The sequence below is a fragment of the Meiothermus cerbereus DSM 11376 genome, from assembly GCF_000620065.1.
Taxonomy (GTDB): Bacteria; Deinococcota; Deinococci; order Deinococcales; family Thermaceae; genus Meiothermus; species Meiothermus cerbereus.
Genome location: NZ_JHVI01000022.1, coordinates 41350 through 67096, shown reverse-complemented (window position 1 = coordinate 67096; position 25747 = coordinate 41350). Strand labels below are relative to the sequence as shown.

Sequence of the window (25747 nt, the reverse complement as noted above, 5' to 3'; positions counted from 1 at the left end):
TTGTTGCTCCTCCTGGTTCAGCAAGGCCCGCTTATCCCCTCCTGGGTTGTAGCGGTGCTTATCGATGAGCCCCTGGGGTCCCTCGGCGTTGTAGCGCCGGATGAGCTTGTAGACCCAGTTCTGGCTAAACCCGGTGGCCTGGCTCACTGCCCGGGTGCTGGGGCGGTTCTCCCGGGTCTGCTGGGCGTACAACCAGATCACCTGCCAGCGGGTCTTCTCCTTGGCATCCTTGCAGCTACGGTAGCGCTGTTCGAGTTCTTCCAGGCTCAGGTGGGCGTGTAGGGCTATGGCTTTGCTTGGCATGAGTTATTATCTACATAGATTTGGTATTAGTCTACAAACCGGGCCGGTTTCTGGATGGCCTGAAAAAGCTGCTGGCGGAACTCGAGGGGGTCTACCTCTATGGCCCCGAACCTGGCCAGGTGGGGGTTCTGCACCTGCACATCAAAAATTTCAAAACCCCGTGTTCGCAGGTGTTCTACCAGCCGCACCAGGGCTACCTTGGAGGCATCGGGAACGCTATAGAACATGCTGTCGCCAATAAAGGCTGCCCCCAGCGCCACGCCCAGAACCCCACCCGCCAGCCTGCCCTGGTGCCAGGCCTCAAAACTGTGAGCAAACCCGTACTGGTGAAGGCTCAGGTAGAGCTGGGCTACCTCTGGGGTGAGCCAGGTTTCACTTGAATACGACCCACCTCGAGTCGCACAGCCTCGCAGTACCCCAGCAAAATCGCGGTTGATATGTACTTCAAAGCGCTTGCTGTTCAGTACCCGTCGCAGGCTGCGGGGAATGTGAAAGCGCTCGTCGAGCGGCATCAGGGCGCGGTAAGGCGTGCCGTAGGCCCGCTGGTCGAACCAGCCAATACCGTACTCCATTCCCAGGGGAAAGTACCCCTGGGCATACATACGCAGCACGGCTTGCAAGTTTTTCCTATCCACAAACGATAATCTCGAGGGCCAGCACCCGCTCCGATACCCAAGAAGGCCCGCAGAAGGTTGCTGACCATCTTAATCTATCAGCTTGGATAGCCTTTCTGCTGAGACATCCTCACGTACCTCGTCTTTTTTCATCGCCCAGGCCGGCAGCGGAAAGGTGAGGGGTAGGGGTACGGGAATTTCAGGCTGGTGCAGAATCATCGTTCCTTGCGGCAGGATCATGGCCCGCTGACGGAAGGAAGGGGGAAGGTAGCGGTACTCGGGCCGTTCAGCTTCGGCTGCATCAAGCCGGCCCACCACCCGAATGGCGGCGTTGCCCACCACCCGGCTTTCTACCTCAGAGGCGGTCTGCTGGGCGCCAATCAGAATCACGCCCAGGCTGCGCCCGCGCTCAGCGATGTCGAGCAAGATGTCCTTGATGGGGCTTTCGCCATCGCGGGGGGCATATTTGTTGAGCTCGTCCAGCACCACAAATACCCGGCCCTGGTAATCGCCGCGCTCCTTGCGCCCGAAAACCTCGCGCAAAATGGAGCCCACCACAAACATCTGCCCCTGTGCCGAGAGCTGGTGAATGTCCACCACGCTCACCTGGGCCGGGCTTCCCAGGGGGTTGGGGCGTTTGCCGGTTTTGTCACCACGAATCAGGTGTTCTACGTTGCCAATGGCTGCGCGCAAGCGACGCACAAAGGCCTCGAGGGTTCCCCTGGCCTGGCGGGCTGTCCAGCGCGGGTCGCCCTTTTGCTTTTCCTCGTCTTCAGCCGACTCGGGCCCCAGCAGCTTGTACTCGATGTAGCGCACCAGCTGGGCGAAGCTGGTAATCTTGAGTTTGCCCAGCTCGCTAAAGGTGACGTTGGCATCCGCAGCCGACTGCTCATCGAACCAGTCATCCACAACCAGATGGGGGCCTTTCTGGCCGTCTTTGTCGCTTTCATCGCCCACCAGTCGGCGCAGGCGCTCGGTAACCTGGTCAATCAGGAACCCCAGGTTGCTCATGGCCCCCCGGTCGGTAAATAGAAACGGCAGCAGGCCATCGCGGCAAAACTGCACCAGATCCCAGTAGTAAGCCAGGGCATCGGGGCGGCCCACATCGGCCAGGATGTCGCCGGGCGTTTTGCGCGGGGGGGCCAAAAAAGCCACACTCTGGAAGGCTTGGGCTGGCAGGCCCAGCCTGCGATAGGTTTCCCTGGCCTCGTCGTTTAGGCCGCTGTTGTCCTTGTCGAGATAGAACAGGTCTTCGCCTTTTACGTTGAAAATTAGGGCCTTGGTGTTGGCTTTTTGCCGATTGGCAGGCGACTGGAAAATGCTGTGCAGCAAGAAGGTAGCATAGCTGGTCTTGGCCGCTACCCCCGAGACCCCCGAAATGTTGACGTGCCCGCCCTTGAAACCATTCAGGAATTCGAAGTTGATGTAGGCCACCTCGCCATTCTTGAGTAGCCCCACCGGCAGTTTTTGTTCCTGCATCCGGTCGTAGTAAAGGGCCAAGCCCAGGGCCTCTTCTTGGGCCAGATAGACCGGTGAGCCAGGGTCGGGTGGCATGTACTCCTCCGGCAGCAGGCGGGTAACCTGCACGTGTGCTGCGTACGAGAGGCTGACCGGCAACAGATCGCGTTGAGCTAAAAACACGTCGGTGTCAAATTGCGAGCCCTCGTAGAGCTTGATGACGTGGTCTACCATGCCGTAATAGCGCACATTGCCATTGGCATCGCCCTTGCGCGGGTCGGGGTGGCGAAATTCGACGTAAACCAGGTCGTCGAGACGTAGGTACTGACCCTCTTCTACTGCAACCCAAAAATCCAGCGCTCCTGCATCACGGCTACCTAATACCATTCCCACTTGTTTCACAACTTCCTCCCAAACTAGCTAAACAGCGCTTGCATGATTCTTCGCCGCGCCACTTCCCCCTGGCCTAGATGACGACCCAACCACTGCTCGAGCCCCCCAACGGGAATCAGGTTCTGGGGGGCGCGGGGGTCTTTCGCGGGGGAGGAGGCCATATCACAAAAGATGCTTACCGAAAGGTCGGCCAGGCGGATGGCCTGGTAAGGCTCCGGGCTGATGGTCTCGATGCGCAAGAGCGAAGCGCCGGTGTAGAAGGTGGCCGTTGGCTTTAGGGGCAGCCGCACGTACCAGGAGAAAACATCCAGCGGACGGTTGATGGCTTTGCCGGGAATCATAAAAATGGGCGTGCGCTGGTAGGGTTTGAGTTCGTACAACAGGGCTTGTTGCTCTGCGCCCAGGTAGATGGCGGCCTGGGTCTTGGTGTAGCCCAGAACTCGCTCTGGTGCGGTGTACGACTTTTCACCTCGGTATATCTGCCCGTCCACGATCACCAACCCCCCCTCTAGCTCGTTCACCAGGCTGGCCTCCAGGCGCCGCATCTCCTCGGTGACCCTGGAGCGCATGCTGGCGGGGTCGGATTTTTTAGTCTCCACCAGCTGGTAGTGGCCCAGGCCGGGGGGCAGAGGTTCCTCGAGGTCGCCGCTGTAGAGCAAAATATGGCGTTTTAGGGGCTCTCCCACCGGGCGGATACCTGCGCCATCGCGCACTACGGCCCCTGCTATCACGGTAGCCAGCAGGGCCCGGTGACCCCTCGAGTTGGCAATCTGAGCATCTATGCGCTGGCGGCCATCCACCAGGTACACAATGGGCCAGTCGGTGGGCGCTTGCCTTTTCGGGGAACGGGCCGTCCAGTCACCTTCGTAGTGCGCTTTGATATCCTCGAGGCCCTCACCTTCTTCTAGCCTGTCCGGTAGGGCATACTCAGGATTCCAGGCTTCCAGCTTCCAGCTCATGGATACAATCTACACTATTTTGTTTTAGACGTAAATATCAACTGCAGATAGTCAGAATCAGAATAGACAAAAAGAAGCCCAGCCCTTCCTTGAGGGGGCAGGGCTGAAGCCAAAAACTATTCGCAAGCGCTGCTTTATTTCAGGCGATTGAGCACATCCTGGGCTTCTTTGAAATCGGGCCGCAGCTTAAGGGCCTGTTCGCACTGCGCCTTAGCCCCAGCCTTGTCACCCAACAGCTCGTTGGCGCGGCACAACCAGAAGCGGTAAACCGGATTGTCCTGCTCCAGGGCTACCGCCTTGGTAAAGTTGAAACGGGCCTTCTGGTAATCCTTGAGTTCAATCAAAACCTGCCCCAAACCGATATAGGCATCCGGATAACGAACCGGTGAAAGGGCTACGGTTTGCTGGTAAGAAACCCCGGCCTGCTGCCAGTCTTTCTTTTCATAGTAGGCATCACCGCGGCGCAGCCAGGCTTCAGCGTTACCGGGGCTCAGAATAACGGCCTGGTCTAGATGTTCAATGGCCAGATCGACGTTGCCCCGCAGCAGCAGCAAGCTACCGTATTTGACCCGCAGGTTGGCGTTTTTGGGGGCCGCCTTGACCGCTTCATCGTAGTTCTTGAGGGCTTCATCCCACTTGCCCTGGCGGATATAAATATCGGCCAGCAGGGCCCGCACAACCGGCTCATCTTTGATGGCCAGCGAGCGGTTGATGGATTCAACGGCCTGGTCTAGCCTGTTTTGATATGCGAGAACTGCCCCGCGGGTGGCATAAATGGGGGCATATCGGGGGTTGACCCGCTCGGCTTCGCGCAGAATGCTCAGGGCCTGATCCAGCAAACCCTTAGAGGCTTCTCGGTTTTCTGACAAGAGGTACTGGCGCACATACACCTGGGCCAGGGCTACATAGGACTGGATAAAACTGCTGTTGAGGGTAATCGAACGGCGCAGGTTCTCAATGGCTGCCGTAAAGCGGTTGAGCTCGGACTGTACCCTTGCCAGCAGGTAAAGATTTTCAGCGCTGGGAGCATCTTTTACCGCCCGCTCGCAGGCCGGAAGCGCTGCCTCGGGACGCCCAGCCTCGTACAGCACGACGCATAAGCTGGCCTGGGTCTGCGGCTTTGAGGCGGGCTGGGCAGGGTTTTGTTGCGCCAGCACGCCCCCCATCGACAGCACCAGCATAAAGAACCAAAAACGCATCATCTTCCTCCTAAATCTTTCAACTTGTTGGTCGTTGTTTACCTGACGGTAAGGCGTTACCCAAACGGGTTCTGCTTGCCTGGACTTCACAGAAGGCCCCCGGTCTTCATAGGATGTAGCGGGAAAGGTCGGGGGAGGCAAGTACATCTTTGAGCCGCACTTCCACATACTCCTTGGTTACTTCAACCCGCCCCAGGCTGGTTTGAAAGGAAACTTCTTCCAAAAGCCGCTCCAACACCGTAGCGAGTCGCCTGGCGCCAATATCCTCCAACTCTTGGTTAGCTTGGTGAGCAAATTGGGCTACGGCCTGGATGGCCTCGGGGGTAAAGTGCAGCTCGGTCTCGTCGGCAGCAAGCAAAGCCTGGTACTGTTTGATGAGCGAGTTTTCTGGCTCGCGCAAGATGCGCTCGAACTCCTGGGGCCCGAGGGGCTCGAGTTCAACCCGAATAGGGAACCTGCCCTGCAATTCCGGGATAAGGTCTGAAGGCTTGGAAACATGAAAGGCCCCCGCAGCAATAAACAGCACATGATCGGTCGAGACTGGCCCTAAGCGGGTCGATACCACCGTACCCTCCACGATGGGCAGCAGGTCGCGTTGCACGCCCTCGCCCGAGACATCCGGGCCGCCGACGCCCCCTTTGCTCCGGGCGATCTTGTCCATCTCGTCGATAAACACAATGCCCTCTTCCTGGGCGCGGCGCAGGGCTTCCTGGGTGGCCTCTTCCTTGTCCACCAGGCGTTCAGCCTCCTGGTTTTTCAGGATTTCCAAAGCCTCTTTGACCCGCACTTTGCGCCGTACTTTGCGCTGCGGTATCAGCCCTTTGAGCATGTCCTGTAGGCCTTGCATCTGCTCGCCACCGAACATGCCCATCATGGGCAGGCGGGCCTCCTCGGCCACCTCGATTTCCACCATCTGGTCGTTGTAGCGGCCTGTGCGCAATTCAAAAGGCTGGATGCGCAAGAGCGAGGCCACCTCGTCCTCGGCCAGGCTCTGGGCCCGCCCCTCCACTTTGGCCTTCATCTCCTGCATCACCAGTTGGTAGGAAGCCTCGGCCAGGTCGCGCACAATGGAGTCCACATCCCGGCCCACATAGCCCACCTCGGTAAACTTGGTGGCCTCGACCTTCAAAAAGGGTGCCCCTGCCAGGCGGGCCAAGCGCCGGGCGATCTCGGTTTTGCCGACTCCGGTGGGGCCAATCATCAGGATGTTTTTGGGTGTGACCTCTCGAGCCAGCTCGGGTGGTAGTTTCTTCCGGCGTATACGGTTACGCAAGGCCACTGCCACAGCCCGTTTGGCGGCGGCCTGACCCACGATGTGCTTGTCCAGCTCGCGCACAATCTCGGCGGGGGTCAGGTTCATCCTTCACCCCCTATGCTCAAGACCTGGGTGGCCTGGCCACTGGTGTAAAGGTCTATCTCTCCGGCAATCCGGATGGCCTGTTCGGCTATCTGGGGGGCAGGGAGGCTCGAGTACCGCAGCAGGGCTTTTGCAGCAGCAAGGGCATAGGGGCCACCGGAGCCGACAGCCATTACCGGCTCATCGGGGCTCAACACCTCGCCGTTGCCAGACAAAAGTAGCAGGCTGTGGCGGTCGGCGAGCACCAGCATGGCCTCGAGGTTCCGCAGTATCCGGTCGCTACGCCATAGTTTGGCGGTTTCTATGGCGGCTCGCTGCAAGTTTCCTTTGGCCCCCGATAGCGCACCCTCAAACTTTTCCAGAAGCACCAGGGCATCGGCCACAGCGCCGGCAAAACCAACCAGGATGCCCTCGCCCTGCTCCAGGCGGCGAACCTTAACCGCCCCGGTCTTCATGATGGTCTGACCCAGGGTAACCTGTCCGTCGCCTGCGATTGCCGTGACACCGTCTCGACGAACTGCCACAATGGTGGTGCCGTGCATTCGCTCCATTCCTAAGGAATCTAGCGCTGCACGGTGAAGCTGGTATGAGAAGCCCGCAAGCCCCTACCTGCTCAAGCCCTACAGCCCTTTGAAACCCTCGGGAATGTCCAGGCCCCGGATGCGGTTGAGGGGCCACCAGACTGCATTGGCCCGCCCCGCGATGGCCTCCGTGGGCACCGGGCCGAAGGTGCGCGAATCCTCCGAGCCTCCAAAGGTGCGGTTATCGCCCATCACGAAGTAGTAGCCAGACTTGAGCTTAAGCGAGCCGGTAAAGCAGTGCTCGCCAGCCCGGCTTTTTGCCAGGTCTTGGGGGCTGGGGGGTGCGAGCATCTGGAGGGTAGGTTTGAGGTATTCGGGTAGTTGCTCTGGGGCAAAACGCACCTGCTGCTGGGTGATGAGGGCTGTTAACCGTTCGTTCTCGTAACAAACCACTGGATAGCTATCGGGGTAGGGGCTCAGCGAGGCCGTGATGTGGACTTCGTTGAGGGGCTTGCCGTTGAGGTAAACCACCCCTTCCCGCAGGCTTACCTCGTCGCCCGGCAGGCCAACAATGCGCTTGATGAAAAAAGCCCGAAACTGAAAACCCAGCACCGGGAACTGAGCTACCGCGTTGGGCGTTCCCTCGGGCGGCTTGACAATGGCGATCTCGCCCCGCCGCCACTGCATCAGGCCGAAGCGCACCAACCAGGTTTCATATTTGGGTACAAACACCCGCTCACCGTTGAGCAAGGTGGGGTTCATCGAGCTGCCCACCACGCCGACTGTGGTAAACAGGAACGTAGTAACCAGGAAGGCCAGCAAAAGCGCTTCGCCCACTTGACGAAACCATTCTTTGAAGAGATAGTCCAAAAACCTGTGCATCGCAAAAAGTCCCTTTCGTGGTGGCCAAGGCCCGGCCCATAGCATAACCCACGGCTGACCTGGCCCGGCAGTTCACTTCAACAAACCTTCTGGCATCGGGTGCTGGCTATGTTGCATGGCGGAGCTGTGCCGACAGCCCGGCATAAACACTGGCCAACCCTTGGTTTACCCTGATTGGCCGGCACCAGGATAGTCCTAAAACCTGAGCTGTGCCTGTGAGGCAGCTTTGCGGCCAGCCTCGACAATTTCCTCGAGCCGGCCAAACTGCTCGATGCCCACCCCTGGCAGCTCTGGGCGAATATAGAGCTCGGGCGGGTAGAGCGAACGGCGGGCCGCGGTCAGGTGGTTTTGCATGATGTCTATGGCCCGGCGTACCTGTCCGATGGAGGAGCGTGGAACCCCAGGTAAGTGCATTTCCGGGGTCACATCCACCGCCAGCACGTATTTGGCCCGCATAAAGCGGGCGGCATCTACCGGCAGATTGTCGAGCACCCCGCCATCCACATAGGTTCGACCCTCGAAGAGCACCGGAGCCACCAGGCCGGGGTAGGCCACCGAGGCCAGCACCGCCCCGGTCAGGTCGCCCTCGGAGAAGTAAGCCACCTTACCGGCCTCGAGGTCTACTGCAGTAACAACCAGCCGGATGGGCAGTTGCTCAAACCGCGCCGGCAGGTATTTGGCCAGGAAGTCCCGCAGGCCACGCTGGGAAATGAGCCCTGGGCGAGGTACCAGATCCAGCAGGCGCAGCCAGGGTGTAGAGCGGGCAATTTCCAAGATTTCATGGGGCTTTTTGCCGGAGGCATAAAGGGCCCCTACCACTGCCCCCATGCTGGTTCCGGCTACCACCTCGGCCTGGAATCCCTGGGCCTCGAGTACCTCCAGTACCCCTATATGGGCCAGCCCTCTGGCTCCGCCTCCTGACAACACTAGACCACGCACGTTGCAACCTCCCCAGCCTGGGCCAGGGTAATTCTAACCTGAGCCACTCACCCCTGCCCTGACCTGGCGCTATCCAAACAAGACAGCCCGGTACGGCCCGGCACCGGCGTCCTGAAATTACCTCTGATGGCTGGTCAAAATCGGTATAGTGATGGTTGTGGGGTTAGCCGGAATCACCCTGGAAGGCCGCTACAAGGTCATCCGACCGATTGCCCGCGGGGCATTGGCTACGGTATACCTGGCTTTCGACATACACGGCACCCCCTATGCCTTAAAGGTCTTTCCCAAGGGCTTTGAAGGGCGGGCCGACCGCGAGTGGAAGGTGGGTCAACAGCTCAAGCACCCGCACATCAACCCTGTTCTGGCACGGCTAAGCGTACCCCATGAGGGGGGTGAACATCCGGCGGTGCTGCTGGCTTTTGCGCCTGGCAGCCGCCTGTCGGAGTGGCGGAAGGATAATCCCGCCAAGGTGTTGGGGGTGTTTCGACACCTGCTCGAGGCCCTCGCCCACATGCACGGCCTGAATCTGGTGCACCGCGATGTTAAACCCGATAACCTTGTTGTAGACGGCACTGGAGAGGCCCGCCTGGTAGACTTCGACCTCTCCGGCCCACTGGGTGAGCGTTTTAGCCAGAAAGTTCGCCTGGGAACCATAGCTTATATCGCCCCAGAACAGATCCGGGGGCAGTCGCCTACCCCGGCATCGGACATGTACTCGGCGGGCATCCTTTTGTACTGGGCAATTGCAGGTGAGTTGCCGTTTGTGGGGGATCCCGCCGAGGTGATGAATGCCCACCTAAACCGGCCCCCCCCACCGCTGGTAGCTGCCCCGGATTCGGGCTTGTTGGTTACCACAGAGCTGCGGGGCTTTATAAACCGACTCATTTCCAAAGACGCCAGCGAGCGCTACCCGAATGCCCTCGAGGCCCTGCGCGATTTTGAAGCCCTGAACTTTTCAGCGCTGGACTGATACGTAGGGTCAGCGTTCGATTTGCGCTGCCTCTAGCGCTGCCCATAGTTGCAGAATTATGGGGTGCAGGGTGCTGAGCTCCAAAGCGCGGATGCGCTTTTGCTGCACCTCCAGACTCCCCTCGAGGCTCAAGGCCTGCACTGTGGACTCCAGGGCCGGCCACAGCTTTAGCCCACAGCGTAGCTCGATCTGTCCCACATCCACCCCCTGGGACAGTCGCAGGCCCAGCATCAGGGATTCTTTGGCGTGCTCGAGCGCGCCGACCTGCTCAACCCAGGGCTCTTCGCCCTGAAGCCAGCGCGGTAGCGGAGGATTGGTGTAGCGCCAGGTGAGAAAGCCGCCATCGCCAGCCCCAGCGAGCTGGCCGGTAGCCCCAGGCCCCAGCCCTCCCCAGGTGGTGTTGTGCCAGTAGGCCAGGTTGTGCTGGCTCTCCTGGCCGGGACGGGCAAAGTTGGATACCTCGTAGCGCACCAGACCGGCCTGCCCCAGCACGGTTTGTGCCAGCTCAAAAGCCTGGGCCTCGGCATCCGGGTCGGGCGCAAGGCCTGACAGGGCAAATGGCGTACCGGGCTCGATTTGCAGGGTGTAGGCCGAAACGTGCCCCACGCCCAAAGCCACAGCCTGCTTTAGGTCGGCCAGGACATCCTGTCCGGGCAGGCCCAGAATAAGGTCAATGGAGGTGCGAAACCCGGCCTCGAGGCTCATCTCCACCGCCCGCAAAGCCCCTTTTCCTCCGTGAGCCCGGCCCAGGGCCCTAAGCACATCATCCTGAAAACTTTGCACCCCCAGCGAAAGGCGGTTGACCCCCAGCGCGCGCAGCAGCTGGAGGCGCTCGGGGTTGAGCGTGCCGGGGTTGGCCTCGAGGGTCACCTCGGCCCCCTCGAGGTTCCACTGCAAGGCCTGAAAAAGCCTCTCCAGCTCTTGGTTGCGTAAAAAGCTCGGTGTGCCCCCGCCCAGATACAGCGTGTTGAGCTTGCTAGGGTGCTGCGCGAAGAGGGCCTGGGCCTCCTGGGTCAGCCGCTTTAGATAGGCCTCCACCAGCCCCCCATACCGCCGAACCACATGAAAGTCGCAGTAAGGGCAGATGGTGGGGCAGAAAGGAACGTGAATGTAGAGGTGTTTCAAGGCCAGGTCTCCCTTGTTTGAGCCAGCTTTAGGCCGTGCGTGGTTTAGTTTAGCGCCCTGGGGAAGAAGTCCCAGCCGGGACGTCCGACCACTGGCGGCGTGGCTTTAGCGTAATTCGTCACAGGGGTAGGTAAGGTGTGCATGTTACACTGGGCCCATTATGGTTGAGCCTGCCATCGCACTCTTTGGGGGCACCTACGAGAAGGCTGTGCAGGTCCTCGAGGAGTTACTGCGAGAAAGTGGGGCCCGTTACGTGCTGCTGCTCGATCGCAAGGGCTTTGTGCTGGCCCACAAAGAAGCCTTGTGGGCACCCCGGCCTCCAGCCCTGGACTCGCTGGCAACCCTTATTGCCGGTAACGCAGCAGCCACCCAGGCCTTAGCAAAAATGCTGGGTGAGCCTCGCTTCAACGAGTTATTGCACCAGGGTGCCACCTACGGCCTCTACGCAGAAGAAGTGGGCGATCTGGCCTTGCTGGCGGTTATCTTTGATAGCTCGGCACCGGTGGGGCGGGTTAAGCTGTTTGGCAAGCGGGCGGTGCAAACGCTCGAGGTCATCACCAAAGATGCCCTGGTACAGCCTGGAACCCTTGGGATTGACCACGAGTACCGCGATGGAGCCAGTGCCCTCTTGGACGAGCTATTTGGTAACTAACTATGAGCACGATTAACTTTGCTGCCAGGGAAATCAACTTCAAAATTGTCTACTATGGCCCCGGCATGTCTGGAAAGACCACCAACCTCAAGTGGGTTTTCCAGCAGGTGCCGCAAAACCGCAAAGGCGAGATGGTCTCGCTGGCAACCGAGGACGAGCGCACCCTGTTTTTTGATTTTTTGCCTGTAGACCTGGGTGAAGTTAAGGGCTTCAAGACCCGCTTTCACCTCTACACGGTGCCGGGCCAGGTCTTTTATAACGCCAGCCGCAAGTTAATTCTGCGCGGTGTGGACGGCATCGTGTTCGTGGCCGACTCGGCCCCCAACCGTTTGCGCGCCAATGCCGAGTCCATGCGCAACCTGCGCGAAAACCTGGCCGAATACGGCATAAAACTAGAAGACATCCCCATCGTGCTGCAAGCCAACAAACGCGACGCCCCGGATGCCCTACCGCTCGAGATGATTCAGGCCGTTATTGACCCCGAGATGCGCCTGCCCATCTTCGAGGCGGTAGCCACCACTGGCATGGGGGTTTTTGAAACCCTCAAAGCCGTAAGCCGCCAGGTGCTTTCAAGGGTGGCGGCTGCCAGCTAGTACCAGGACTGGAAAGCCCCACGCGCTGCTCTGGGGCCGCTGGGCGGCCTACATACCTTTTGTTGTGCGCCACTAGCTGAGGGGTGTAAGGGGTCTTCTCAACCGCCCTGGCGCAGGTGTGTGGCGCTGTTGTCGGGATTGGCCTGGTAGGCTGATGTTTGACTACGCGGCCCTACGGCAATTTGCAGCCATTGGCCCTGGCATTGGTATGCTATTGGGGCATGAAAACCACTCCACTACATCAAGCCCACCTGGCGCAAGGAGCCCGGATGGTGCCTTTTGCGGGCTACGAGATGCCCATCCAGTACACCTCCATCACCTCGGAGCACCTGGCGGTGCGGGGACTGGTGGGTATGTTTGATGTGAGCCATATGGGCGAGTTCTGGATACGTGGGCCGGATGCGCTCGAGTTTTTGCAGTACGCCACCCTGAACGATGTCTCCAAGCTTAAGGAAGGACGGGCCCAGTACTCCATGCTGCCCAATGCGCGGGGGGGCGTGGTGGACGACATTTATCTTTATCGAACCGGCGCACAAGAGTATTTGATGGTGGTGAACGCAGCCAACATCGAGAAAGACTGGGGCCACCTCCAGCGGCTGGCGGAGGGCTTTGCAGTAGAGCTAAAGAACGCCTCCGATCTATTTGCCCTGATCGCTGTGCAGGGCCCCAACGCGGTGGCCGTAATGCAAAAACTCACCGATACCGACCTGGCCTCGCGCAAAAAGAACGATACCTTCATGGGTAAGCTGGCAGGTAAATGGGTGCGCTTTGCCCGGACAGGCTACACCGGAGAGGATGGCTACGAGGTGTTTATCGCCCCTGAGGATGCCCAGGTAGTTTGGGAGGCTTTGCTGGCTGCTGGGGTAACCCCCTGTGGCCTGGGGGCACGCGATACCTTGCGGCTCGAGGCCGGATTTCCCCTCTACGGCCACGAGTTAACCGATGAGACCAACCCCCGGTGTACCCCCTTTAGCTGGGTGGTCAAAGACCAGAAGGAGTTTTTCGGTAAAAGCGCTTTGCTCCAGGGCGTATGTGAGCGCCGACTGGTGGGCTTGCTGGTCGAAGGGGGCATTCCCCGCGAGGGCTACCGGGTGCTGAAAGAAGGAAGCGAGGTGGGCCTGCTGACCTCGGGAACCCACTCACCCCTTTTGAAAAAGGGAATCGGGATGGCTTACGTGCAGTCCGATTTAGCCCAGGTAGGCACGCTACTAGAAGTTGAAATTCGTGGCAGGACAGTGCCGGCTACAGTGGTTGAGATGCCCTTCTGGAAGCGCCAGCCAGGAACCCAGTAACTGGGTTTGTGCGAAAAGGCCCTTTGGGCAATAAACTTACAACCGAGGTGACATCATGAACTATCCTTCTGAGCTCAAGTACACCAAGACGCATGAATGGGTTCGCCTCGAGGGCGACGTAGCCGTGGTGGGCATCACCGACTTTGCCCAGGATGCCCTTGGGGATGTGGTTTTTGTGGATCTGCCACAGGTGGGCAAGAAGGTAGAAGCCGCTGCAGCGGTGGCGGTGGTGGAGTCGGTCAAGACGGCTTCCGACATCTATGCGCCACTGAGCGGCGAAATCATTGAAGTTAATAGCGCCCTGTCGGATAAGCCCGAGCTGATTAATCAGTCGCCCTACGGCGAGGGCTGGTTGTTCAAAATGAAAGTTAACCCAGAAAGCGCCAATGGGCTTTTGTCGGCGGCGGAGTATCAGGCTGTAGCTGAAAGCCAGTAATGCTCGAGCGGGCGCCCTGCCAGGCTGGGGATGGGGTAATACAGCCCCATCCCGATTTCCTTGAGAAACTGTACAAGTGTCACTTTTTGAGCCAGGCCTGTTTGGGCTATGATAATCAAGGTACATGCAGCAGGCTGCTGATGGGAGAGATGGGCCAGCCCCACGCCGAAGGAGCAACCACCCCGGAAACTCTCAGGCAAAAGGACCACAGCAGCGCAATCTGGAGAGAGGCGAACGCCGCCCGCCGACGGGATAACACTCTCAGGCAAAAGGACAGATGGGGTCAAGATTCTTCAAAGACTGCAACGGGTGTTTGCTGCCCCTGCAACAGCGAAGAGAGGAGACCCCATGACCCAACGTAAACCCCAGTCCACCGACTTTTCCCGCCGCCACATTGGCCCCACCCCTGCCGATATCGAGCAGATGCTTCAGGCGGTGGGGGTTTCATCTCTAGATGAACTCATCGAGCAAACCGTGCCGGCCTCCATTCGCGAGGCCGCGCCCCTGAACATCGGTCCGGGTCTGAGCGAAAGCGAGATGCTCGAACGCATGCGGGCCATTGCCAGTAAGAACCAGGTTTTCACTTCGCTGATTGGGCAGGGCTACTACGGTACCATCCTGCCCCCCGTAATCCAGCGGAACCTGTTGGAAAACCCTGCCTGGTACACCGCCTACACCCCTTACCAGCCTGAGATTAGCCAGGGCCGCCTGGAAGCTTTGCTCAACTTCCAGACCATGATCGCCGACCTCACCGGGCTGGACATCGCCAATGCCTCGTTGCTGGACGAAGCCACCGCAGCGGCCGAGGCCATGGCGGTAGCGCATCGGGTCTGCAAAGAGCCCCGCATCGCGTTTTTTGCCGATAAGAACCTTCACCCCCAGACCCTGGCGGTGCTGCAAACCCGGGCCGAGCCCCTGGGCTGGCAGCTGGTGGTGGGAGACCTCGAGACCGATCTGAACCCTGAGGGGCTGTTTGGTGCCATTTTTCAGTATCCCGACACCCTGGGCAACATCCGCGACCTGCGGCCCTACATCGAAAAAGTAAAGGCCGCGGGTGGGTTGGCGGTGGTGGCCGCCGACCTTCTGGCCCTTACCTTGCTCACCCCTCCTGGCGAGCTGGGGGCCGATATTGCGGTGGGTTCGGCCCAGCGCTTTGGGGTACCGATGGGCTATGGTGGGCCCCACGCGGGTTACATGGCGGTTAAGGACGCACTTAAGCGGGCCATACCGGGGCGGTTGGTGGGGGTTTCGATCGACTCGAGGGGCAACCGGGCCTACCGCCTGACCCTTCAGACCCGCGAGCAGCACATCCGCCGGGAAAAAGCCACCTCCAACATCTGCACCGCGCAGGTCTTGCTGGCGGTTATCGCCTCGATGTACGCGGTCTATCACGGGCCAGACGGGCTGCGTGAAATTGCCCAGAGCGTACACGACAAAACCGCAGTGCTGGCGGCAGGGCTAAAGCGCCTGGGCTTTGAGCCGGTCAACCCACACTTCTTCGATACCCTCACCATTCGGGCGGAAGGCCAGCTCGAGGAGATTCTGGCCAAAGCCCGCAGCCGCCGCATCAACCTGCGTAAAGTGGACGAGGCCCATATCGGCATCGCCCTCGACGAGACCACCACCCCCGCCGTCATCGAGGCGGTCTGGCAGGCCTTTGGGGGCGAGTTCAAATACGAAGACTTTGCCCCGGAAAACCATCTGCCTGCGGCCTTGCGGCGCACCAGCCCCTACCTGACCCACCCGGTTTTCAATCGCTACCACTCCGAGACCGAACTGATGCGCTACATGCGTAAGCTGGCCGACCGCGACCTGGCCTTAGATCGGGCCATGATCCCCCTGGGCTCCTGCACCATGAAGCTCAACGCCGCCGCCGAGATGATGCCCATTAGCTGGCCCGAGTTTGCCAACCTGCACCCCTTTGCACCCGCCGAGCAGGCCCAGGGCTACCACGAGCTTTTCGAGACTTTGAGCCGCTGGCTCTGTGAAATTACCGGCTACGACGCCATCTCGCTACAGCCCAACTCGGGCGCCCAGGGCGAGTATGCTGGACTGCTGGCAATCCGGGCTTACCACCGCTCGAGAGGGGAGGGGCAGCGCAAGGTCTGCCTAATTCCTTCCTCGGCCCATGGCACCAACCCGGCCTCGGCGCAGATGGCCGGCATGGAGGTGGTGGTGGTGGCCTGCGACGAGCAGGGCTATGTGGATTTGAGCGACCTCGAGGCCAAAGCCAAGCAGCACGCCGATAAACTGGCGGCGGTGATGGTTACCTACCCCTCGACCCACGGGGTGTTCGAGGAAAAAATTCGTGAGCTGTGCGAGATTGTGCACCGCTACGGGGGCCAGGTCTACCTGGACGGCGCCAACTTAAACGCCCAGGTGGGGCTGGCCAAACCCGGCCACTACGGGGCCGATGTCTCGCACCTCAACCTGCACAAGACCTTTGCCATTCCCCACGGCGGGGGTGGCCCCGGGATGGGCCCCATTGGGGTCAAGGCTCACCTGGCCCCCTTCCTGCCTGGGCACCCTGCGCTTGACGGTGGAACTGCTCCGGTGGGGCCGGTGGCGGCAGCCCCCTATGGCTCGGCCTCGATTCTCCCCATTTCCTTCGCCTACATCTGGATGATGGGTAGCGAGGGGCTCAAGCGGGCCACCGAAGTGGCCATTCTGAACGCCAACTATATTGCTAGTCGGCTCGAGCCCTACTTCCCGGTGCTCTACAAAAACGAAAAAGGCCTGGTGGCCCATGAGTGCATCCTCGACCCCAGGGCCTTCAAAACCCGCTGCGATATCACCGCGGAGGACATCGCCAAACGCCTGATCGACTATGGCTTCCACGCCCCTACCATGAGCTTCCCGGTGCCCGGCACCCTCATGGTCGAGCCGACCGAGTCGGAGTCGAAGCACGAGCTCGACCGCTTTATTGCCGCCATGATTGCCATCCGTCAGGAAATTGCGCAAATCGAGCGCGGCGAACTTACCGCAGACGAAAGCCCCTTGCGCCATGCTCCCCACACCGTGCTGGACATTGCCGATGAGCACTGGAACCGCAAGTACACAAGGGCCCAGGGCTGCTTCCCTGCGGGCCAGCAGGCTATGGACAAGTACTGGAGCCCGGTAAACCGTGTGGACAACGTCTATGGTGACCGCAACATCGTCTGCTCGTGCCCACCGATGGAAGCGTACGCTCAGGCTACCGATTCGCCGGGACTGCAGAAAGAGACACATAGCGCCTGACCGGCGTCCAGGGCGCTTAACGTGGCGGCCTGGCTGAGCGGTGCCAGTTCGCCCCTGCTGGGACAGACCGCTAAAGCGGCTGTTCACCGGGCGGACGATCCCCTCTGGGACAGACGGCTGACGCCGCTGTTCACCGGGCGGACGATCCCCTTCGGGACAGACGGCTGACGCGGCTGTTCACCCGGCGGACGATCCCCTTCGGGACAGACGGCTGACGCGGCTGTTCACCCGGCGGACAATCCCCTTCGGGACAGGATGCTGCCACGGCTGTTCACCAGCGAGATGATTCCCTCCGGGCCCGGTTTGCACTGGGCTTGACATAACCATACCTTCTAACTACACTCACTTTTATCCGCGCTGGGGCGCGGCCACAATCAAAAGTTCTTTTATCGAGAGCGACGGAGGGATTCGGCCCTGTGAAGTCGCAGCAACCCACAAAAAGCTTCTGCTCATCACCAGAAAGCTTTTTGCACGGTGCTAATTCCGGCCCATCCGCTGAACGTTGTAGGCACACGGCGTTCGAAGCTAGGCATAGCTTGGCGGTTGGGAAAGATAAGAGAAGGGAATGCGCAAGCCGTACCCCCTTCCAGCCATAAAAGAACGTCTGGTAGGGGGTTTTGCTATAGCAAAACTCCTACCAACAGCGCCCCAAATCCCACGCGGACGATCCCCTCTGGGACAGACGGCTCGCGCCGCTGTTCACCAAGCGGACGATTCCCTTCGGGATAGACGGTAGGAGATGCACATGTCACAAAAACACCGCTTCGAGACCCTTCAACTGCATGCTGGCTATAGCCCCGACCCCACTACCGGAGCCCGCCAGGTGCCCATCTACGCCACGACCTCGTACCAGTTTAAGGATACTGACCACGCGGCCCGGCTCTTTGGGTTGCAGGAGTTTGGCAACATCTACACCCGCATCATGAACCCCACCACCGATGTGCTGGAAAAGCGCATTGCTGCCCTCGAGGGGGGTGTGGCCGCCCTGGCTACCAGCTCGGGCCATGCGGCGCAATTTCTGGCCATTACCAACATCGCCCAGGCTGGCGACAACTTTGTTTCTACCCCGAACCTGTACGGTGGCAGCATCAACCAGTTCAAAGTTACGCTACCGCGGCTGGGCATCGAGAGCCGTTTTACCGACAGCGCCGAAAGCGTAGAGGACTTTATCCGCCTGACCGACGAAAAAACCCGCTTCTGGTACCTGGAGTCGCTGGGCAACCCAGCCCTGAATATCCCCGACTTCGAGCTCATCGCCCAGGCTGCCCAGGAGCGGGGTATTGCCCTTATTGTGGATAACACCTTTGGGCACGGGGGCTACCTCTTCCGCCCGCTGGAGTGGGGCGCCAACATCGTGACCCACTCTGGAACCAAGTGGATTGGGGGACATGGGGCCGCCATTGCGGGCCTGATTGTGGATGGGGGCAACTTCGACTGGGACAACGGGCGGTATCCGCTAATCACTGAACCCCAGCCCGGCTACCACGGCCTCGAGCTCCACAAAGCCCTGGGAAACCTGGCCTTTATTATCAAGGCCCGCATCGATGGCCTGCGTGACCAGGGGCAGTGCCTGGGGCCCTTCGAGGCTTTCTTGCTGCTGCTGGGCCTCGAGACCCTCTCACTGCGCTCCGAACGGCACGTAGAAAATACCCTGGCCCTGGCCCACTGGCTGCGCGAACAGGACGAGGTGGCCTGGGTTAATTACCCTGGCCTAGACGATCACCCCAGCCACGCCAAGGCGCAAAAGTACTTCAAAGGCAAACCCGGCTCGGTGCTCACCTTTGGCCTCAAGGGAGGCTTCGAAGCAGCCAAGCGCTTTATTAACAGCCTCGAGCTGGTCTCGCACCTGGCCAATGTCGGGGATACCCGCACCCTGGCCATCCACCCGGCCTCTACCACGCACTCCCAGCTATCGCCAGAGGAACAACTTCGGGCAGGGGTAAACCCCGAACTGGTACGAATCAGCGTGGGCCTGGAAGCCATTGACGACATCAAAGCCGACATCAAGCAAGCCCTCCGTGCAAAGGTTGGGGCCTGAGGTACATAGCGCATGGCTTGGGAATTCACAACCAGGGATAACCAGAAATGACCGAACTGCTGATTCAAGAGGCCTGGGGCGATCACGAGGCCCTGCTCATCAAGCCCCCCAAGAGCCGGGGCCGGGTACCGCCTCCGGTACCGGCCCAGGCCCTGGTAGCGGGCGGGTTTCACCTCGAGTACGGCGGTACCTTGCCCGAGCTGCGCATGCGCTACGAAACCTATGGTCAGCTCAACCTCGAGCGCAGCAATGCGGTACTGGTTTTCCACGCCTGGACGGGCTCTGCCCACCTGGCCGGAACCTATAGCAAAGAAACCCTCAGCAGCCTGCCCAGGCTCGACCAGGCCTTCGGGCCGGATGGCTGGTGGGACGAGCTGGCTGGGCCGGGCCGGATGCTGGATACGGAGAAGTATTTTGTCATCTGCGCCAACCACATTGGCAGTTGCTACGGCTCTACCGGCCCCCTTTCGCTCAACCCGGCCACGGGTCGGCCCTATGGGCCGGAATTTCCCAGGCTCACCGTGCGCGACCTGGCTCGAGCCCAGGCCAAGCTCCTGGACTTCCTGGGCATCGAAAAGGTGACCTTGCTGGGGGGCAGCCTGGGCGGGATGGTAGCGATGGAGTTCGCCCTCTTGTACCCACAGCGGGTGCACAAGATGGTGGTGCTGGCCGCGCCCGCAGTGCATGGCCCCTGGGCCCGGGCTTTCAACCGCCTCTCGCGCGAAGCGGTGCTGGCCGACCCTGGCTACCGGGGTGGCTACTACACCGAACAACCCCTGGGGCTTCAACTGGGCCGGGCCATCGCGATGCTTTCCTTCCGCTCACCCGACTCCTTCCGCCTGCGCTGGCAACAGCACCCGGAGCGGGGCGAGAGTTATGTGCTGTACCAGGGAGAAAAATTTGCCAAGCGCTTTGACGCCAACGCCTACCTTGTCCTCTCGGAGGCCATGGATACCCACGATGTGGGCCGCGGGCGCGGAGGCCTCGAGGCCGCACTGAACCGCCTCAAGGGCATCCCCAGCCTGTTTGTGGGCATCGACACCGACGTGCTATACACCGCCCAGGAGGTTCGTGAAATGGCCGCTTTGAGCGGCGCCATGTACCGCGAGATTCATAGCCCGCACGGCCACGACGCCTTTCTGATTGAAACCGACCAGGTTGAGCGTATTCTGGGGGATTTCCTGTAGGGGGCCAGGCTGGCCCGACGCTTTCACCAAATGAGCAGCCACACAGCAGGGGCCACAGCAAAAGGAACAAAGCAAAGACAATTTTTATTTGCCCGGCCTGCTCGCCTTTGCTAACGAACCGGGCGAATCTGGTATTAGAATGACACCTATGGAGATTACGCCTGAGCTGGTGAAAAATCTGGGCAGGCTTTCAAGTCTTGCACTCACGCCCGAAGAAGAGACCCGGCTCGAGGGAGAACTGCGCTCGATTGTGGGTTTTTTTGAGAAGCTGAGCGAGCTTGATACCCAGGGGCTTCCCGAGATGGCCCGACCGGTAGAGATCACCAACCGCCTGCGGGCCGACCAGGTTGGCCCATCGCTTTCGCAGCAGGAAGCCCTCTCGGTAGCCGTTGAGCAGCTCGAGGGGCAGTTCAAAGTGCCCAGGGTCATCGAATAGCTAATGCGATCCCAAAGGGCCTGAGCACCGCGCCGGCTCACTTAGAAAACAGCTCGGATGCGGCGCTAAAACCAGACTGAAAGCTAAAGACCTAAGCAGTACCCTGGACTTTTTATGCTAGACATCAAATTCATTCGCGAGAACCCCCAGATCGTCCGCCAGGCCATTGAAAAAAAAGGCGTCAACCTCGACCTGGACGAGTTACTAGCCCTGGATAAGCAGGTGCAGGAGCTAAAGCGAAAAACCGAGCAACTCCAGGCTGAACGCAACGCCAACGCCAAAGCTGCGGCCCGGGCCAAGCCGGAAGAACGCGCGGCCATGATTGAAAAAGGCAAGGAGATTGGCCGGCAGCTGGCCGAGCTCGAGCCCCAGCTACGGGCCCTCGAGGCCCGGCTCAAGAACCTGCTCTACCTTACCCCCACCATTCCCTGGGAGGGTGCGCCGGTTGGCCCGGACGACTCATTCAACCTGGAAACCCGCGTGCACGGCAACCCGCGTATATTTCTATTTGAACCCCTGGACCACGTGGCATTGATTGAAAAAAACGGCTGGGGTGATTTTGAGCGTGCCGCGAAGGTCTCGGGCTCTCGCTCCTACATCCTCAAGGGTGACCTGATGCTCTACGAGCAAGCCCTGTTGCGCTTTGCCCTGGATCAGATGATCCGGGCTGGTTTTACCCCCATGAGCGTACCCAGCCTCACCAAGGAAGAGGCCCTCTATGCCCACGGTCAGTTTCCGGCTGCCCGCGACCAGGTCTACTCGGTAGATGGGCAGGACGCCTACCTCGCGGGGACTGCTGAAGTATTGCTGAACTACCTGCACGCTGGAGAGATCCTTCCCGAAGGCGAGCTACCCAAAACCTACTGTGCGCTTTCGCCCTGTTTTCGTAGCGAGGCTGGCTCGGCGGGAAAGGACGTGCGGGGCCTGATGCGCGTTCATCAGTTCAATAAGGTAGAGCAGTACGTGTTGTGCAAAGCCGATCTGGAGGAGTCGAACCGCTGGTTCGAGACCATGCTCTCTATTTCCGAGGGCATTTTACAGGCCCTCGAGCTGCCCTACCGCGTGATCGAGGTGTCCACCGGCGACATGGGTTTGGGCAAGTACCGCCAGGTAGACCTCGAGACCTGGGTTCCCAGCGAGAACCGTTACCGTGAAACCCACTCCTGCTCGGCCCTGCTCGACTGGCAGGCCCGACGGGCCAACCTGCGCTACCGCGATGAGCACGGCAAGGTGCGCTACGCCTACACCCTCAACAACACCGCTTTGGCTACGCCCAGAATTCTGGTGATGCTCCTGGAAAACCACCAGAACGAGGATGGAACCGTCAACGTTCCCAGGGCAGTGCAGCCCTACTTTGGAAAAGAGAAGCTCGAGCCCACACCCCTGCCCTAACACCCTTCTTGCTTTGCGGGCCGCAGTGGTCGTAGCTCCGGTTTTGGCAGGGTGCTAGGCTACTCCTCAAAAATCTCATTCTGTGCTACACTCGCCTCTAGCAGCTTGAGATTCGGGGTGCATATTGTGCCTGTGCGTGTAGGTATGGTACACTAGCCTTTGTGTTTTGTGGCCTGCACCCCAGGTGTGTCCCACAAAAAGCGTAAGAGCCAGCCGCCGCAGGGAATTTTCGCCTGCGGAAGAACCCTGTTAGCTTACGAAAACCCCCAAACGACCCCAGGCAAGCCGTTTCTGCACCAGCAGGGGCAGACCAGAGCGTACGGGTTATGAGGTGTTTTGATGAAGATAGAGCGGTTCGGCAAAATTAAAGAAGTTATCCCCCTTCCACCCCTCACCGAGATCCAGGTAGACTCCTTTACCAAAGCCTTACAGGCCAACGTGCCCCCCTCCAAGCGGGAGAACGTCGGTCTGCAAGCTGCCTTCAAAGAGACCTTTCCCATAGAGGAAGGCGAGAAGGGGCGGGGGTTGGTACTGGATTTCCTCGAGTACCGTCTGGGCGAACCGCCCTTTGACCAGGACGAATGTCGGGAAAAAGACCTGACCTACCAGGCTCCGCTGTACGCCAAGCTGCTGCTGGTGCACAAAGACACCGGCCTGCTCAAGGAAGACGAGGTTTTCCTGGGTGACCTCCCCCTCATGACCCAAGACGGCTCGTTTATTGTGAACGGTGCCGACCGGGTGATTGTTTCCCAGATTCACCGTTCGCCAGGCGTTTACTTCACCGCAGACCAGGCGCGCCCGGGCCGGTTTGTGGCCTCGGTCATCCCGCTGCCCAAGCGCGGCCCCTGGATCGACCTGGAGTTCGAGCAGTCCGGCGTGGTGGTGATGAAGGTCAACAAGAAGAAGTTCCCGTTGGCCCTTCTTCTGCGGGTGCTGGGCTTTACCGCCGAAACCCTGAGCAAAGAACTGGAAAGCTACCCCGACCTGCTGCCCGGCCTTCTGGAAGCCCAGTTCCGCGGAACCAAGGCCCTCGAGATGGGCGTGGATGAGGCTTTGTTGAAGCTGTTTACCGAGCTTCGGCCCGGCGACCCGCCCAAACGCGATAAAGCCGTTACCTACCTGCACTCGTTGCTGTCCGACCCCCGCCGCTATGACCTGGGCGAGGCTGGGAAGTACAAAGCCCAGCAAAAACTGGGCATTCAGCTTTCGGGACGAATGCTGATTAGGTTTGAGAACGGCGAGTTCAAAGACGAAGCTCTGCTGTCGGTGCTCAAATACCTGTTTGCCCTGCAAAGCGGCGAGCCCGGTTACGAGGCCGACGATATTGACCACCTGGGCAACCGCCGCATCCGCACCGTGGGTGAACTGCTGGCCGACCAGTTTAGGGTGGGACTTTCCCGGCTGGCTCGAGGCGTGCGCGAGCGTATGCTCCTGGGCACACCTGAATCGGCTACCCCGGCCAAGCTGGTTAACAATCGCCCCCTGGTAGCAGCCATCCGCGAGTTCTTTGGCCGCAGCCAGCTCAGCCAGTTCAAAGATCAGACCAACCCGCTCTCGGAACTGCGCCACAAGCGCCGTATCTCCGCACTGGGGCCGGGTGGTCTGACCCGCGAGCGTGCAGGCTTCGATGTCCGTGACGTGCACCGCACCCACTACGGGCGGATCTGCCCCATCGAGACACCCGAAGGCGCCAATATCGGTCTGATCTCCTCGCTGGCTTCCTTTGGTCGCATCAATGACCTAGGCTTCATCCTCACCCCTTACCGCAAGGTGGTTAACGGACGGGTAACCGAGCAGGTCGACTTCATGACCGCTACCGAAGAGGATCGCTACGCTATTGCCCAGGCCAACACCCCGCTCAAGCCCGACGGCCACTTCGATACCCAGCAAGTGGTGGTGCGCAAGAAAGGCGAGCCCATTGTGATGCGCCCGGAAGAAGTGGAATACATGGACGTTTCACCCAAGCAGGTTTTCTCGGTGAACACCAACCTGATTCCCTTCCTCGAGCACGACGACGCCAACCGCGCCCTGATGGGTTCTAACATGCAGGCCCAGGCGGTGCCGCTGCTGCGCGCGCAGAGCCCGGTGGTGATGACCGGGGTGGAAGAGCGGGTGGTGCGTGACTCGCTCACCTCCCTGTACTCCCACGTGGACGGGGTGGTGGAGTATGTGGATGGTTCCAAAATTTTAATCAGGGGCGAAGACAAGGGCCTGTACGAGTTCAACCTGCGCCGCTTCACCCGTTCCAACCAGGGGACTGCCCTCGACCAGCGCCCTCGAGTTTCCAAGGGCCAGAAGGTTCGTAAGGGCGACCTCCTGGCCGATGGCCCGGCCTCGGAAGAGGGGCACCTGGCTCTGGGTCAAAACATCCTGCTGGCCATCATGCCATTCGATGGCTATAACTACGAAGACGCGATTGTTATCTCCGAGGATCTGTTGCGCCGCGACTTCTACACCTCGGTGCACATCGAGCGCTACGAGATCGAGGCCCGCGATACCAAACTGGGCCCCGAGCGGGTAACCCGCGACATCCCCAACCTTTCCGAAGCAGCCCTGCGCGACCTCGACGAGGACGGCGTGGTACGAATCGGGGCGGAGGTCAAGGCCGGCGATATCCTGGTGGGCCGTACCAGCTTTAAGGGCGAGACCGAGCCTACCCCCGAAGAGCGGCTTTTGCGTAGCATCTTCGGTGAAAAAGCCCGCGACGTGAAGGACACTTCCCTCAGGGTGCCGCCCGGCGAAGGCGGCATTGTGGTGCGTACCCTGCGCCTGCGCCGTGGCGATCCCGGTGTAGAGCTCAAGCCGGGTGTGCGCGAGGTGGTGCGGGTTTACGTGGCCCAGAAGCGCAAGCTGCAGGTGGGCGACAAGCTGGCTAACCGCCACGGTAACAAGGGCGTGGTCTCCAAAATATTGCCGCCCGAAGACATGCCCCACATGCCCGATGGCACCCCGGTGGACATCGTGCTCAACCCGCTGGGCGTGCCCAGCCGTATGAACCTGGGCCAGATTTTGGAAACCCACCTGGGTCTGGCGGGTTACGAACTGGGCATCAAGTTTATTACCCCCGTGTTCGACGGCATCAGCGAGGAAGAGATCAAGGAAATGCTGGGTAAAGCCTTCGACAAGAAGTGGGAAGCCCGCACCGCTGCCGGATTCGGCATCGACAACCGCGAGCGCGAGGTGCTGGCTCGAGCGGCCAAGCTGGGCCTGGTCAATGGCGAGGCTAGCCTGGTAGAGCAGCTGCGTGAGGTGGCCCAGCAGGGCAAGAGCGTGCTCTACGATGGCCGCACCGGTGAGCCCATCGAAGCCCCCATTGTGGTGGGTGTGATGTACATCATGAAGCTGTACCACATGGTCGAGGACAAGATGCACGCCCGCTCTACTGGCCCTTACTCGCTCATTACCCAGCAGCCCCTGGGTGGTAAGGCCCAGTTTGGTGGCCAGCGCTTCGGCGAGATGGAAGTCTGGGCCCTCGAGGCCTACGGCGCGGCCCACACCCTGCAGGAAATCCTCACCATTAAGTCCGACGACATCGAGGGACGCAATGCCGCCTACGAAGCAGTTGTCAAAGGCGAAGACGTGCCCGAGGCCAGCGTGCCCGAGAGCTTCAGGGTGCTGGTAAAAGAGTTGCAGTCGCTGGGGCTCGATGTGGAGACCTACGACGAAAACGCGCGCAACCTGGACATCTTCGAGGGACTGGCTTCTAAACGCTAAAGAGCGAAAGCCGGTGGCCCTTGGGCTATCGGCTATCCAAGAGGGGAAAA

21 protein-coding genes and 2 riboswitches are annotated in these 25747 nt (G+C 60.2%); of the genes, 11 read left to right on the top strand and 10 right to left on the bottom strand.

What is annotated here, in order from left to right; translation table 11 throughout:
• The 9 genes from Q355_RS17000 to Q355_RS0109265 all read right to left on the bottom strand — a co-directional run.
• Positions 1-303 (bottom strand): helix-turn-helix domain-containing protein (locus Q355_RS17000; protein ID WP_027876620.1); only part of this gene is annotated, 303 nt, incomplete at its 3' end.
• A gap of 26 nt (positions 304-329) precedes the next feature.
• The gene (gene aat / locus Q355_RS0109300) at positions 330-938 is read right to left on the bottom strand and encodes a leucyl/phenylalanyl-tRNA--protein transferase (protein ID WP_027877556.1); all 609 of its coding nucleotides are present in this window, start codon (positions 936-938) and stop codon (positions 330-332) included.
• A gap of 69 nt (positions 939-1007) precedes the next feature.
• A complete protein-coding gene (locus Q355_RS0109295; protein WP_027877555.1) occupies positions 1008-2777 on the bottom strand; it encodes an ATP-binding protein in 1770 nt (589 codons plus the stop codon).
• Between the two features lie 14 nt (positions 2778-2791).
• Positions 2792-3727: a DNA double-strand break repair nuclease NurA gene (locus tag Q355_RS0109290; protein ID WP_027877554.1), complete on the bottom strand. Its 936-nt coding sequence runs from the start codon at positions 3725-3727 to the stop codon at positions 2792-2794.
• A gap of 134 nt (positions 3728-3861) precedes the next feature.
• Complete coding sequence (locus Q355_RS0109285) at positions 3862-4929, bottom strand: tetratricopeptide repeat protein (protein ID WP_084496095.1); 1068 nt, start codon at positions 4927-4929, stop codon at positions 3862-3864.
• Between the two features lie 103 nt (positions 4930-5032).
• Entirely contained in the window at positions 5033-6286 is a 1254-nt protein-coding gene (locus Q355_RS0109280) for an ATP-dependent protease ATPase subunit HslU (RefSeq protein ID WP_027877552.1), read from the bottom strand.
• Positions 6283-6834 carry an ATP-dependent protease subunit HslV gene (gene hslV / locus Q355_RS0109275; RefSeq protein WP_027877551.1) on the bottom strand — a complete coding sequence of 184 codons (552 nt, stop codon included), beginning with the start codon at positions 6832-6834 and terminating at the stop codon, positions 6283-6285. Before hslV ends, Q355_RS0109280 begins: the two co-directional genes overlap by 4 nt.
• Before the next feature lie 69 nt (positions 6835-6903).
• The gene (gene lepB, locus Q355_RS0109270) at positions 6904-7686 is read right to left on the bottom strand and encodes a signal peptidase I (RefSeq protein WP_027877550.1); all 783 of its coding nucleotides are present in this window, start codon (positions 7684-7686) and stop codon (positions 6904-6906) included.
• Between the two features lie 195 nt (positions 7687-7881).
• Positions 7882-8625, bottom strand: a complete 744-nt coding sequence (locus Q355_RS0109265) for a patatin-like phospholipase family protein (protein WP_027877549.1) — start codon at positions 8623-8625, stop codon at positions 7882-7884.
• A 151-nt stretch (positions 8626-8776) separates the two neighbouring features.
• Here Q355_RS0109265 and Q355_RS0109260 point away from each other — a divergent pair, with 151 nt between their 5' ends.
• Positions 8777-9595, top strand: a complete 819-nt coding sequence (locus Q355_RS0109260; protein WP_027877548.1) for a serine/threonine-protein kinase — start codon at positions 8777-8779, stop codon at positions 9593-9595.
• A 9-nt stretch (positions 9596-9604) separates the two neighbouring features.
• On the opposite strand, the gene hemW is transcribed toward Q355_RS0109260, so the two are convergent.
• On the bottom strand, positions 9605-10720 hold the full coding sequence (gene hemW / locus Q355_RS0109255; protein ID WP_027877547.1) for a radical SAM family heme chaperone HemW: 1116 nt from the start codon (positions 10718-10720) through the stop codon (positions 9605-9607).
• A 160-nt stretch (positions 10721-10880) separates the two neighbouring features.
• On the opposite strand from hemW, the gene mglB reads away from it, so the two are divergent.
• The 10 genes from mglB to rpoB all read left to right on the top strand — a co-directional run bounded on the left by mglB (position 10881) and on the right by rpoB (position 25697).
• Positions 10881-11372 (top strand): GTPase-activating protein MglB, encoded by a 492-nt coding sequence (gene mglB, locus Q355_RS0109250; RefSeq protein ID WP_027877546.1) that lies wholly within the window; start codon positions 10881-10883, stop codon positions 11370-11372.
• Between the two features lie 2 nt (positions 11373-11374).
• A complete protein-coding gene (gene mglA / locus Q355_RS0109245) occupies positions 11375-11965 on the top strand; it encodes a GTPase MglA (RefSeq protein WP_027877545.1) in 591 nt (196 codons plus the stop codon).
• Positions 11966-12186: 221 nt separating this feature from the next.
• Entirely contained in the window at positions 12187-13257 is a 1071-nt protein-coding gene (gene gcvT, locus Q355_RS0109240; protein ID WP_027877544.1) for a glycine cleavage system aminomethyltransferase GcvT, read from the top strand.
• Positions 13258-13312: 55 nt separating this feature from the next.
• Positions 13313-13693, top strand: coding sequence for a glycine cleavage system protein GcvH (gene gcvH, locus Q355_RS0109235; RefSeq protein ID WP_027877543.1), 381 nt, complete (start codon positions 13313-13315; stop codon positions 13691-13693).
• 131 nt (positions 13694-13824) lie between these two features.
• Positions 13825-13910, top strand: a riboswitch (glycine riboswitch).
• Positions 13911-14041: 131 nt separating this feature from the next.
• Complete coding sequence (gene gcvP, locus Q355_RS15680) at positions 14042-16930, top strand: aminomethyl-transferring glycine dehydrogenase (RefSeq protein WP_051529369.1); 2889 nt, start codon at positions 14042-14044, stop codon at positions 16928-16930.
• Positions 16931-17313: 383 nt separating this feature from the next.
• Positions 17314-17489, top strand: a riboswitch (SAM riboswitch).
• A 186-nt stretch (positions 17490-17675) separates the two neighbouring features.
• Positions 17676-18968, top strand: a complete 1293-nt coding sequence (locus Q355_RS0109225; protein ID WP_027877542.1) for an O-acetylhomoserine aminocarboxypropyltransferase/cysteine synthase family protein — start codon at positions 17676-17678, stop codon at positions 18966-18968.
• A gap of 47 nt (positions 18969-19015) precedes the next feature.
• A complete protein-coding gene (gene metX, locus Q355_RS0109220; RefSeq protein ID WP_027877541.1) occupies positions 19016-20155 on the top strand; it encodes a homoserine O-acetyltransferase MetX in 1140 nt (379 codons plus the stop codon).
• Between the two features lie 148 nt (positions 20156-20303).
• Positions 20304-20591 carry an Asp-tRNA(Asn)/Glu-tRNA(Gln) amidotransferase subunit GatC gene (gene gatC, locus Q355_RS0109215; RefSeq protein WP_027877540.1) on the top strand — a complete coding sequence of 96 codons (288 nt, stop codon included), beginning with the start codon at positions 20304-20306 and terminating at the stop codon, positions 20589-20591.
• 114 nt (positions 20592-20705) lie between these two features.
• Positions 20706-21983: a serine--tRNA ligase gene (serS, locus tag Q355_RS0109210; protein WP_027877539.1), complete on the top strand. Its 1278-nt coding sequence runs from the start codon at positions 20706-20708 to the stop codon at positions 21981-21983.
• 339 nt (positions 21984-22322) lie between these two features.
• Positions 22323-25697 carry a DNA-directed RNA polymerase subunit beta gene (gene rpoB, locus Q355_RS0109205; RefSeq protein ID WP_027877538.1) on the top strand — a complete coding sequence of 1125 codons (3375 nt, stop codon included), beginning with the start codon at positions 22323-22325 and terminating at the stop codon, positions 25695-25697.
• The last annotated feature ends 50 nt before the right edge of the window (positions 25698-25747 follow it).

Excerpts from the sequence above, each read along its gene's own strand:
- Q355_RS0109290 (WP_027877554.1), bottom strand. The coding sequence starts at position 3,727 with ATGAGCTGGAAGCTGGAAGCCTGGAATCCTGAGTATGCCCTACCGGAC.
- Q355_RS0109285 (WP_084496095.1), bottom strand. The coding sequence starts at position 4,929 with ATGATGCGTTTTTGGTTCTTTATGCTGGTGCTGTCGATGGGGGGCGTG.
- Q355_RS0109280 (WP_027877552.1), bottom strand. The coding sequence starts at position 6,286 with ATGAACCTGACCCCCGCCGAGATTGTGCGCGAGCTGGACAAGCACATC.
- hslV (WP_027877551.1), bottom strand. The coding sequence starts at position 6,834 with ATGGAGCGAATGCACGGCACCACCATTGTGGCAGTTCGTCGAGACGGT.
- lepB (WP_027877550.1), bottom strand. The coding sequence starts at position 7,686 with ATGCACAGGTTTTTGGACTATCTCTTCAAAGAATGGTTTCGTCAAGTG.
- Q355_RS0109260 (WP_027877548.1), top strand. The coding sequence starts at position 8,777 with ATGGTTGTGGGGTTAGCCGGAATCACCCTGGAAGGCCGCTACAAGGTC.
- mglB (WP_027877546.1), top strand. The coding sequence starts at position 10,881 with ATGGTTGAGCCTGCCATCGCACTCTTTGGGGGCACCTACGAGAAGGCT.
- mglA (WP_027877545.1), top strand. The coding sequence starts at position 11,375 with ATGAGCACGATTAACTTTGCTGCCAGGGAAATCAACTTCAAAATTGTC.
- gcvT (WP_027877544.1), top strand. The coding sequence starts at position 12,187 with ATGAAAACCACTCCACTACATCAAGCCCACCTGGCGCAAGGAGCCCGG.
- gcvH (WP_027877543.1), top strand. The coding sequence starts at position 13,313 with ATGAACTATCCTTCTGAGCTCAAGTACACCAAGACGCATGAATGGGTT.
- gcvP (WP_051529369.1), top strand. The coding sequence starts at position 14,042 with ATGACCCAACGTAAACCCCAGTCCACCGACTTTTCCCGCCGCCACATT.
- Q355_RS0109225 (WP_027877542.1), top strand. The coding sequence starts at position 17,676 with ATGTCACAAAAACACCGCTTCGAGACCCTTCAACTGCATGCTGGCTAT.
- metX (WP_027877541.1), top strand. The coding sequence starts at position 19,016 with ATGACCGAACTGCTGATTCAAGAGGCCTGGGGCGATCACGAGGCCCTG.
- gatC (WP_027877540.1), top strand. The coding sequence starts at position 20,304 with ATGGAGATTACGCCTGAGCTGGTGAAAAATCTGGGCAGGCTTTCAAGT.
- serS (WP_027877539.1), top strand. The coding sequence starts at position 20,706 with ATGCTAGACATCAAATTCATTCGCGAGAACCCCCAGATCGTCCGCCAG.
- rpoB (WP_027877538.1), top strand. The coding sequence starts at position 22,323 with ATGAAGATAGAGCGGTTCGGCAAAATTAAAGAAGTTATCCCCCTTCCA.